Raw genomic sequence first — 380 nt, forward strand, 5'->3', positions numbered from 1 at the left:
ATATCTATTCCGTCAGTAAAGATATGTCCAAATGTAGGGTCGTATACACGTTGCAATAAATTGATTAATGGTGTTTTGCCAGCCCCTGTTGGTCCCACAATCGCAACAGTTTGCCCTGCCTTAACCTCGAATGAAATGTCAAAAACACCTTGGGAAGAATTTGGAAATTTATAGGTAACATGGTGGAATTGTATTGCACCCTTAACATTTTGGAGAAAAGGGAGATTTTTAGGTTCATTGATATGAAAAGTTGAGTCCTCCATTGTAAAAAATTCTTGTAGTTTTGTTTGTGAAGATACGGTTAAATTAATGAAATTACTCATTTGATCAAGACGATTAATCATTAATTGTGCAAATCCTACAAAAGCAACGTCTTCACC

1 protein-coding gene is annotated in these 380 nt (G+C 35.5%); it reads right to left on the bottom strand.

What is annotated here, in order from left to right:
• Positions 1-380, bottom strand: a 380-nt coding sequence (locus J7R05_RS09095) for an ATP-binding cassette domain-containing protein (RefSeq protein WP_208541948.1), incomplete at both ends; no start/stop codon positions are given.

The sequence above is a fragment of the Bartonella capreoli genome (genome assembly GCF_902813205.1).
In the GTDB taxonomy this organism is placed as follows: Bacteria; Pseudomonadota; Alphaproteobacteria; order Rhizobiales; family Rhizobiaceae; genus Bartonella; species Bartonella schoenbuchensis.